Annotated in this window: 11 protein-coding genes; 5 read left to right on the top strand and 6 right to left on the bottom strand. The window is 62.6% G+C overall.

What is annotated here, in order from left to right:
• Nucleotides 1-135: 135 nt before the first annotated feature.
• Nucleotides 136-1,476, top strand: coding sequence for a S8 family serine peptidase (locus NO932_RS05225; RefSeq protein ID WP_309210039.1), 1,341 nt, complete (start codon nt 136-138; stop codon nt 1,474-1,476).
• Between the two features lie 61 nt (nt 1,477-1,537).
• On the opposite strand, the gene NO932_RS05220 is transcribed toward NO932_RS05225, so the two are convergent.
• The 4 genes from NO932_RS05220 to NO932_RS05205 all read right to left on the bottom strand — a co-directional run bounded on the left by NO932_RS05220 (nt 1,538) and on the right by NO932_RS05205 (nt 5,314).
• On the bottom strand, nt 1,538-1,996 hold the full coding sequence (locus NO932_RS05220; protein WP_309210038.1) for a hypothetical protein: 459 nt from the start codon (nt 1,994-1,996) through the stop codon (nt 1,538-1,540).
• An 88-nt stretch (nt 1,997-2,084) separates the two neighbouring features.
• On the bottom strand, nt 2,085-2,774 hold the full coding sequence (locus NO932_RS05215; RefSeq protein ID WP_309162155.1) for a hemolysin III family protein: 690 nt from the start codon (nt 2,772-2,774) through the stop codon (nt 2,085-2,087).
• 103 nt (nt 2,775-2,877) lie between these two features.
• Entirely contained in the window at nt 2,878-3,918 is a 1,041-nt protein-coding gene (locus tag NO932_RS05210) for a sensor domain-containing diguanylate cyclase (RefSeq protein WP_309210037.1), read from the bottom strand.
• A 172-nt stretch (nt 3,919-4,090) separates the two neighbouring features.
• Complete coding sequence (locus tag NO932_RS05205; protein WP_309210036.1) at nt 4,091-5,314, bottom strand: lytic murein transglycosylase; 1,224 nt, start codon at nt 5,312-5,314, stop codon at nt 4,091-4,093.
• 212 nt (nt 5,315-5,526) lie between these two features.
• Between NO932_RS05205 and aac(3) the strand changes: the two genes are divergently transcribed.
• Nucleotides 5,527-6,351 (top strand): aminoglycoside 3-N-acetyltransferase, encoded by an 825-nt coding sequence (gene aac(3), locus NO932_RS05200; RefSeq protein ID WP_309210984.1) that lies wholly within the window; start codon nt 5,527-5,529, stop codon nt 6,349-6,351.
• A 65-nt stretch (nt 6,352-6,416) separates the two neighbouring features.
• Here aac(3) and NO932_RS05195 read toward each other — a convergent pair whose 3' ends face one another.
• Entirely contained in the window at nt 6,417-6,887 is a 471-nt protein-coding gene (locus NO932_RS05195) for an SRPBCC family protein (RefSeq protein ID WP_309210035.1), read from the bottom strand.
• A gap of 150 nt (nt 6,888-7,037) precedes the next feature.
• Here NO932_RS05195 and NO932_RS05190 point away from each other — a divergent pair, with 150 nt between their 5' ends.
• From NO932_RS05190 to NO932_RS05180, 3 genes are read left to right on the top strand one after another with little or no spacing between them, the layout of a single operon-like run.
• Nucleotides 7,038-7,385 carry a metalloregulator ArsR/SmtB family transcription factor gene (locus NO932_RS05190; RefSeq protein ID WP_309162161.1) on the top strand — a complete coding sequence of 116 codons (348 nt, stop codon included), beginning with the start codon at nt 7,038-7,040 and terminating at the stop codon, nt 7,383-7,385.
• Nucleotides 7,385-7,879, top strand: a complete 495-nt coding sequence (locus tag NO932_RS05185; protein WP_309210034.1) for an SRPBCC family protein — start codon at nt 7,385-7,387, stop codon at nt 7,877-7,879. Before NO932_RS05190 ends, NO932_RS05185 begins: the two co-directional genes overlap by 1 nt.
• Nucleotides 7,876-8,595, top strand: a complete 720-nt coding sequence (locus tag NO932_RS05180) for a DNA alkylation repair protein (RefSeq protein ID WP_309210033.1) — start codon at nt 7,876-7,878, stop codon at nt 8,593-8,595. Before NO932_RS05185 ends, NO932_RS05180 begins: the two co-directional genes overlap by 4 nt.
• Nucleotide 8,596: 1 nt before the next feature.
• On the opposite strand, the gene NO932_RS05175 is transcribed toward NO932_RS05180, so the two are convergent.
• Nucleotides 8,597-8,992, bottom strand: coding sequence for a curlin (locus NO932_RS05175; protein WP_309210032.1), 396 nt, complete (start codon nt 8,990-8,992; stop codon nt 8,597-8,599).
• Between the last annotated feature and the right edge of the window lie 28 nt (nt 8,993-9,020).

Below are 9,020 nucleotides of genomic sequence, written 5' to 3'. Positions count from 1 at the left end.
CGCCTGGGTTCATCGATGCGCAAACGCAATGGAACGGGACTTATTCCATCGCCGGTTCACTTTTCTCACATCCGCATGAATAATTGCCTGCGCGGGCCGTTATCGCCGCACATCCGTTTTCGCAAGTGAGGCTCAATGTCTTCCCGCCTTTTTCTCCTGCTGCTTGTCCTCTCGCTCTTCTGGCTCCAGCCCCTCGCGCCTGCCATCTGGAACGGATCGGGCTTCATCTCCGCCGCCATGGCTCAGGAGGACGATGATGACGATGATGATGATGACGACGACGACGACGATGACGATGACGATGACGATGACGATGACGATGACCGCGACGATGACGACGATGACGACGATGACGACGTCATCCGGCGCGTGATCGTCGCCCCGGCTCCGGTCCCTGCCCCACCCCCCGCCCCGGTGGTGCCGGTCGCGCCCCCGTCTCCGCCGAGCCGCCCGGAACCGGATCCCGAATTCCTGATCTCCCTGCCGCAGGACGTATCGTTCGAGGAGATCGAGGCGCTGGGGTTCACCGTGCTTTCGACCAGTGAGGTCGGATTGATAGCCCGCAGCGTGACCCGCCTGGGCCTGCCCGAAGACATGCCGATCGAGGAGGCTCGCGCCAGTCTGAACAATCTCATCGCCGAAGCGGCGCCGGTCGAAAACACGCTTTACTCGCTGCAGTCCCTGCCCTGCACCGAGGATGGCTGCGCGGCGCTGGAGATGGTGGGGTGGAGCGGCACCGGAATGTGCGAAGCGGCGCCGCGCATCGGAATGATCGACACGCCGGTCGATCACTCGCTCGCCCATTTCGATGGCGGCCGGATCGAGGTTTTCTCCGCGCTTTCGCCGGATCGCCAGCCGGCTCCGGCCGATCACGGCAGCGCGGTCGCCGCGCTGATGGTCGGGCAGCCGGGCAGCGCGACTCCCGGACCGTTGCCGCAGGCCGAACTGATCGCGGCGGGAGCGTTTCATCGGGGAGAGTTCGGCGCCATTTCGGCCGATGCCTTCGACGTGATCCGCGCCATCGATGCCATGTCACAGCGCGAAATCGACGTGCTCAACATGAGCCTGGCGGGCGAAGAGAATGCCTTGGTTGCCGAAGCGCTCGAGGCGCTGATGGCGCAGGGCGTCGCCGTGGTTGCGGCGGTCGGCAATCGCGGCCCCGCCGCTCCGCCGCAATTTCCGGCAGCCCAGGAGGGGGTGATCGGGGTCACCGCGATCGATGTGGAATGGCAAGTCTACAGGCAGGCCGTCCATGGCGAACATGTGGATTTTGCAGCGCCCGGCGTGGAGCTATGGACGGCAACGCCGGAGGGCGGCACGCCGCAATCGGGAACCTCGTTTGCCTCCCCACTGGTGACGGCGGCCATTGCACTGGCCGATGCCCCCGACGATCTGATCGATACCGTCATCGATCTGGGCGCTCCGGGACGCGACCCGGTGTTCGGACACGGTCTCGTTCAATTCCCCAATTGCTAGAGCCGGATACGAAAAGGCCCTCCCGTTGTGACGGGAGGGCCGACCCGGTGATCAGCGACGATCAATCCTCGTCGTCGTCGTCGTCATCATCATCATCGTCGTCATCGTCGTCATCGTCGTCGTCATCATCATCATCATCATCATCGTCGTCGTCGTCGTCGTCGTCGTCATCGCGATCATCCCGGTCATCGTCATCATCATCGTCATCGCGCCAGTCATCATCGCGATCATCATCATCGTCGTCGTCATCATCATCGCGATCGTCCCAATCGTCATCGCGGTCATCCCAGTCGTCATCGCCGCGATCATCCCAATCGTCGTCGAAGCCGCGATCATCGCAGAAATCGTCGGCGGCCCTGGCATTGGTGCCGAACAGGGCCTGTGCATTGCCCTGGCTGGGATTGCTTGCGAAGCTTTCGCAGGCGCGGCGAATGTCGGAGCTCGACTGGGCCTGCACGGGCAGCGCCAACAGCGAAACGCCGGCAAGTAGGGAAGCACTCAAAAGAAGACGGGTTTTCATCTCAACCTCCTGTGGGGTGGCTGGCCATTGGCCGTTTACACCCAGCGAACGGATGAGATTTCGGTTTATTCCCCTGCCCCGATAAAGATTACATCCGGCTGAGCACCATCGCCTCGAAAACGGCGATCAGGTGCAGCGTTGCACCCACCACCACGAAGGCATGCCAGAGCACGTTCTGGAATTGCAGCCGCTCCCAGAGCAGGAACACGATGCCGGCCGAATAAGCGATGCCGCCCGCGACGATGAGCCAGAGCGCCGTAACCGGCAACGCAGCGCCCAGTGCGTGGAAGGCGACCACCCCGCTCCAGCCGATGGCGAGATAAAAGGGGATGGCGAGACGGCCAAAATGCTGGGGAACGAGGAGTTTGAGCGCCATGCCCACCAGCGCGGCGCCCCAGACGAAGATCAGCAGCCTGTCGGCGATTGGCACATCGCCAAGGGCTGTCAAGAACGGCGTATAGGTGCCGGCGATGAACAGAAAGATCGCCGCCTGGTCTATGCGGGCCAGCCAAGCCTTGAGTGGACCGGTCGGGCACAGGTTGAAGGCCATGGACGCGGTGAGGAGGATGACGAAGGAACCGACATAAACCGAGAGGGCAAGAGCCTGATCGGGCGCGGTGTGCATGATCGCCATTGTCAAAAGGGCAGATCCCGCGCCCAGGGCCACGGCCAGCCCCACCCCGTGAACAATGCCATCGGCGATCAGTTCGGCGAGCGTAAAGGCCCGCCTGTGACGCAGGACGTAAGCCTTGGCGTTGCGGCCCGGTTTTGCGCCCATGCCACACTCCCTCGGGCTTTGGTTGAGCCTCAAATTTATACGCCAGGTGAGGCGAAACCATGAAGCCCGCAGGGCGGCGGGCCAGCCGGACCAAAGAGTGCTTTTAATGTAAACGGGGGGTTACCCGTTCGGTCGGTTCGGCGGTGCCGGGGAAACTGCCGGGTTTGGCTGGCTGCGCAAACGTCACGCAATTGCGCCCGGCCTGCTTGGATCCGTAAAGGGCGATATCGGCCTGGGCGAACCATTGGACGGCGGAGCGCAGTGCCGGCGCCAGCGGCGCGATGCCGAAACTTGCGGTTACCGACAGAACGCCGCCGGAATGGCGGAAACGGAGCCGTTCGATTTCCTCGCGCAGCCGCTCCGCGCATTGGCTCGCTTCATAGGCGAGGGTTTCGGGCAAGAGGATACCGAACTCCTCCCCCGCGATCCGACCGAAGGTATCCACCGAGCGCAGGCTTTCGGCGGCGCGGTTGGCTACCGATTTGAGCACTTCTTCGGCCATCTCCGCGCCCAGGGCGGTGTTGACGTCCCCGAACCCGTCGATATCGAGGAACATCAGGGCGGCAGGACGTTCATAGCGGGTGGCGCGTACGAATTCGCGCTCCACTTCGGCCTGGAAGCGATGCCGGGTCAGCGCGCCGGTCAAGAAATCGACCTCCTGGGGCTGGTGCGAAACCAGGTGGGACATGGCGAGCCGAGCAAGATTGACGGCGATCGCCAGCTCGTGGTCGCTAAATTCCCGCGGCTGAGTGTCCATGATGGAGAGCGCGCCGATATTGTAACCATCGATCGTTTCGAGCGGAACGCCGAGATAAGCGCGCGAACGACCGTCCAGGCCGGAGGAGCGTCCGGCGGCGCGGACATCGGCCAGGGCATCGGCGATGACCAGCGGATCATGGCTCTCGATGGCCAAAGCGGCCAGGGAGTTGCTTCGAGCAACGGATTTGGATGACCAGCCGCATGCGGCCAGCACGGTTTCTGTCTCGCGATCGAGAACGGAAATGGTGACCATGGGCACGTCGATTGCCGCCTGAGCAATCCGGGCGATGCGCTCAAGGGGCTCGAAATCCCACGCCCGCAGCAGGCCAAGCCGATAAAGGGCGCCAAGCCGCCCTTCCTCATCGTTCAGCGTGTCCACAACCATGGGATATCCCCTGCGTCATCTCTCGCTACGCCTTTATTCCGTCGCGTGTCCGAACCGCAAAACGGTTTCCACTTTGCTGGACACGCCCCAGGGGGACAAGTGTAACGCGTAAGCCGCCGTTACGGGATTTCACTGAGTCCTATGGTTACGCAGTCCTAACCCGATCAAGCACTTAGCGGAGTGCGGAAAGCAACGCGCCCGAGGCATGCCCATCGGCCAAAAGGCCAGCCGAGCGCTGGAAGGCGATGATCCCCGAGCGGGTCTTGGGCCCGATTACCCCGTCGGGCGTTCCCACATTGAAGCCCCGGCGATTGAGCAGGGCCTGCAATTCCTCGCGCTGGCTGCGGGTAAGCCCGACCTCGTTGGCAGGGAACGGCCGCGCGAACGGACCAACACCCAGGATGCGATCGGCAAGGTGGCCGACTGCAAGGGCGTAGTTGTCGGAATTGTTGTAGCGCTTGATGACATCGAAATTGTGCAGCAGCAGGAAAACCGGCCCGCTGCCGCCCGCCGGCATGAAAATCCTGCCATTGTCGGACGGACGCGGGAAGGTGCGCCCGCCGGTGCGCCGCACGCCCATGGCCTCCCACGCTCCCAGCGATTGCCGGCCCACATCCCAGGCGCGGCCATAATCGAAATTGCCGGGGAGCTGGACTTCGTATCCCCAGGTCTCGCCGGGGCGCCAGCCATGGGATTTGAGGTAATTGGCGGCCGATGCCAGGGCATCGGGCACCGAGTTCCAGATGTCGCGCCTGCCATTGCCGTTATAGTCGACGGCATAGGCCATAAAGCTCGACGGCATGAACTGGGTGTGCCCCATGGCGCCAGCCCACGATCCCACCATCTGGGCCGGGGCGACGTGCCCGGCCTGCAGAATCTGCAGAGCGGTCAGCAGCTCGTTCTTGAAGAAATCATACCGGTAATTGCCGTGGGTGAGCGTGGCGAGCGCATGCACCACATTGTTGCCGCCCATATAGGAGCCGTAATTGGTTTCCATGCCCCAGATGCCCAGGACGACTTCCGGCTGGACGCCCCAGTTCTGCTGCACGACGCCCAGGGTCTGGGCCCATTCTCCGCGCATGCTCCGGCCGGTGGAGATGCGGGTGGAACTCACCGCATCGGACACATATTGGCCGGTGGTCTTGACCATTTCGGGCTGGCTGCGCGTCAGGTCCATGATGCGGCTCGAGGGAGCAAACCCGGCGAAGGCCTGATCGAAAATAGCGCGCGAGACGCCGCGCGCGGAAGCCTCGGACCAGATGGAGGCCACGAAATTCTGCACATTGGCCTGCGCCGGACGCGGCAGCAGGGCGCTCGTTCCCGCGGCCAGCGACAGCGCAAGCAGGCTGCGGCGCGACAAGGTGGGCATGTTGGCTGAAAGGGCTCTGTTACGCATGGACGGACCTTCTCCGGTTCCAATCGCCGGCCCACCCTGCCACAACTTTATGGCAAGACGCTGTCCTCGCCCCCCTGGGACAGCCTGATGTGCCTGCGCTACTCAACTCGATGCGCCATAAAATGCAGCAAGGACTTTAAGAGCGCGTTAAGCACGTTGGCTTATCGGCATCCGGCGCTTAAGCTGGCGTTCACTCTCTCGTGAGCGCCGCGATGTTCCTCTCCCGATCCGACCTTTCCTCCGACCTTCGCAACCTTGGCCTCGGCGATGGCGACATCGTCATGGTTCATGCCGCGGTGAGCGCCGTGGGCGAGATGATCAATGGGCCCGACACGCTGATCGATGCTTTGCGCGAAGCCGGTGGCGAGGCGGGCACGGTGATGGCCTATACCGACTGGGACGCGCGATACGAGGCGCTGCTCGACGAGGGCGGGCGGGTGCCGGAGGAATGGCGCGACAAGGTTGGCGGGTACGACGCCCGACGGTCGCGCACGGTGCGGGACAATGGGATATTTCCCGAATTTCTGCGGACCACGCCGGGTGCCGTGCGCAGCGCCAATCCCGGCGCCTCGATGACGGCGATCGGCGCGCGGGCCGACTGGCTGACCAAGGACCATCCGCTCGACTATGGTTATGGTCCGGGATCGCCGCTTGCGAAACTGGTCGAGGCGGGGGGCAAGGTGCTGATGATCGGCGCGCCGCTCGATACCATGACGCTGATCCATCACGCCGAGCATCTGGCGCAATTGCCCGACAAGCGGATCAAACGGTGCGAGGTGCCGTTTGCGACGGCGGGGGGCGTGGTCTGGCGGATGAGCGAGGAGTTCGATACGGCCGATGCCGTTTGCCCGCAGCTCGATGGCGTCGACTATTTCACCATCATCGTCACCACTTACCTGGAAGGCGGCCGGGGGCGTGAGGGGTTCGTGGGAGATGCACGGTGCGTGCTCGTGGATGCCAAAGGCATGCTCGAGCACGCTGTGACGTGGATCGAGCATGCCGTTAGAGCCGTTCAGGATTCAAATCCTGGGCTCTAACGTTTATTTTGTCGTGCGATCGAACCGGAAAAGTCTGCAACTTTCCTGATCGCACTCTGGATTGATCACAGCGTCTTGGCGAGGGCCTCGAGCTGGTCGGCGCAGATGCCCCAGCCTTCGTGGAAGCCCATCTTCTCGTGCTCCTCTTTGGCCTCGACCGTCCAGTGCTTGGCGCGGGCGATGTAGCGTGTCTTGCCGCCTTCGTCGGTGAAGGTCAGCTCGCAGGTGAAGAAGGCCCTGTCGGTCGGTTCCCAGCCGGCGCTGAATGCGTCGGTGAAGACGAGCTTCTCGTTGGGCACGACTTCGAGATAGATGCCGGGATTGGGGTATTCGTTGCCGTCGGGATCGGCCATGGTGACGGTGCACGATCCGCCGGGGCGGACGTCGAAATCGGCGCGCGGGGTGGTCCAGGGCGCGGGCGCGAACCATTTGGTGACGAGTTCGGGATCGGTCCAGCAGCGATAGACCTTATCGCGCGGGGCATCGATCAGCCGGTCGAGAACCAGTTCCTTGTCGTTGGCGGGTTGGGCGGTCATGTCTGTCTCCTCAGATGAGCGTGTTGATGCTGCTAGGACGGCGGCGGGCCGACCATACCGACAACCGCTATCGATTTTCTACCGGGTCGAACATTGACATTTGGCGCGCAATTCAATAACCATTAAGCTATCAAACTTCACGGTTATATTATGACGGATTCCGAACGCCTCGATGCCACCTTCATAGCGCTTGCCGATCCGACCCGGCGCGCGATGCTGGCCCGTTTGCTCGAAGGCGAAGCGACGGTCACCGAATTGGCCGAGCCGTTCGAGATGAGCCAGCCGGCCATTTCCAAGCACATCAAGATGCTCGAACGCGCCGGACTCGTGTCGCGCAGCCGCGATGCGCAGCGGCGTCCGGTCAAGATCGAGGGGCTGGCGCTCAAGGAGGCAACGGACTGGCTTGAGAAATACCGCCAGGTCTGGGAGGCTAACTTTTCCCGGCTCGACAACCTGCTCGAAGAACTCAAAAGCCAGCGTAAAAGGGAACGGAACTGATGAGCTTTGCGACCAGCCTGACAGTCTCGACGCCGACCGATCTTGAAATCGTCGTCGAGCGCATCTTCGATGCCCCGGTCGACCTTGTCTTTGACTGTTACACGACGCCCGATCTGGTGCGGCGGTGGTTGACGGGCGCGGAGGGGTGGTCACTCGCTACATGCGAAATCGACCTCAGGGCTGGCGGGGTCTATCGCTATGTGTGGTCGGGGCCAGATGGCGCGAGCATGGGCATGACGGGCACGTTTCACGAGGTTCAGCCGCCGTCCCGGCTCATGTCGACCGAAACCTTCGATGACGATTTCGGCATGGGAAAGATGCTGGTGACCATCGCTTTCCATCCCGATGGCGACCGGACCAGCATGCATCAGACAATTCTCTTCGAATCCAAAGCCCAGCGCGACTCGGCGGTTGAGACCGGCATGGCCGAGGGCATGGGGATCAGCTTCATGGCGCTCGACAAGCTGCTGGCGGATTTGACGAGCCCATTATGAGCAGCCCCACCGCAGAAGCGTTCAAGGCGGTTCTGGCGACGCTGCAGTCGGACGCGGAAAAGGAGAAGTACAAGCGCTACTTCAAGACCGGCGAAGGGCAGTATGGCGAGGGCGATATCTTCATGGGCGTGCGCATGGGGCATGTCTTCGATACCGCCAAGCAGTTCATCGACATGGATCCGGCCGAGATCGAAATCCTGCTCGAAAGCGATATTCACGAGCATCGGGCCGGGGCCGTGTCGATCATGGCCAAGCAGTACCGGGCTAAAAAAACCAGCGAGGAGCGGCGGCAGGCGTTATATGACCTTTACCTGCGCCGTCACGACAGGATCAACAATTGGGACCTTGTCGACCTGGGCGCCTGGAACGTGGTCGGCGAGCATCTGGTCGATCGGCCGCGCGACATCCTTTACCAATTGGCGCGCTCACCGGTGATCTGGGAGCGGCGCACGGCGATGCTTGCCACCTTCGCCTTTATCCGGCGCAAGGACTTCGACGATGCGCTGGCCATTGCCGAAATTCTGATCGAGGACCCCGAGGATTTGATCCACAAGGCCTGCGGATGGATGCTGCGTGCCATCGGTGCGGATACCCCGCAGCTTCTGGCTTTTCTCGACCGACATGCGGCGGTGATGCCGCGCGCCATGCTGCGCGCGACGCTGGAGAACTTCGACCCCGAAAGCCGGGCGAAATACATGGCCGCCAAGGGCAAATAGCCTACCAGCCGAAAACGAAGCCGAGACCGGACTGACCGCCGCTCTGGCGGACATGGGCGGAAGTGCCCTCACCAAACTGGAACAATCCATAGCTGTTGCCGCCGCCCTGCTGGTCGAGCGTGCCGTTATGGCCGTTGCCTTCCTGATGCACGATGCCGAGATTGTTGCCGCCGCCCTGCATGATACCGGCGATATTGCCGATGCCGTTCTGGCGGATAGAGCCGCTTTCGATTTCATTGACCAGTGCGTAAAGGCCGAGCCCTGCCTGCAACATGCGGTGCTGTTCGGCATCGCGGGGCGCGAGATTGATGGAAATCTGCCCCGCCTGGACGGGAACCGCCGTGGAGGTGAGGGCGATAGCCAGGGCGATGCCGGCGAGAATCTTGTTGCGTGCCATGTTCGTGCTCCATCTGGTTAATCGACGC

Origin of the sequence: Pelagibacterium sp. 26DY04, assembly GCF_031202305.1 — a bacterium.
Lineage (GTDB): Bacteria > Pseudomonadota > Alphaproteobacteria > Rhizobiales > Devosiaceae > Pelagibacterium.
This window is presented reverse-complemented; position numbering and strand designations above follow the sequence as displayed.

Coding starts and splice junctions, on each gene's coding strand:
- NO932_RS05225 (WP_309210039.1), top strand. CDS start 136: ATGTCTTCCCGCCTTTTTCTCCTGCTGCTTGTCCTCTCGCTCTTCTGG.
- NO932_RS05220 (WP_309210038.1), bottom strand. CDS start 1,996: ATGAAAACCCGTCTTCTTTTGAGTGCTTCCCTACTTGCCGGCGTTTCG.
- NO932_RS05215 (WP_309162155.1), bottom strand. CDS start 2,774: ATGGGCGCAAAACCGGGCCGCAACGCCAAGGCTTACGTCCTGCGTCAC.
- NO932_RS05210 (WP_309210037.1), bottom strand. CDS start 3,918: ATGGTTGTGGACACGCTGAACGATGAGGAAGGGCGGCTTGGCGCCCTT.
- NO932_RS05205 (WP_309210036.1), bottom strand. CDS start 5,314: ATGCGTAACAGAGCCCTTTCAGCCAACATGCCCACCTTGTCGCGCCGC.
- NO932_RS05195 (WP_309210035.1), bottom strand. CDS start 6,887: ATGACCGCCCAACCCGCCAACGACAAGGAACTGGTTCTCGACCGGCTG.
- NO932_RS05190 (WP_309162161.1), top strand. CDS start 7,038: ATGACGGATTCCGAACGCCTCGATGCCACCTTCATAGCGCTTGCCGAT.
- NO932_RS05185 (WP_309210034.1), top strand. CDS start 7,385: ATGAGCTTTGCGACCAGCCTGACAGTCTCGACGCCGACCGATCTTGAA.
- NO932_RS05180 (WP_309210033.1), top strand. CDS start 7,876: ATGAGCAGCCCCACCGCAGAAGCGTTCAAGGCGGTTCTGGCGACGCTG.
- NO932_RS05175 (WP_309210032.1), bottom strand. CDS start 8,992: ATGGCACGCAACAAGATTCTCGCCGGCATCGCCCTGGCTATCGCCCTC.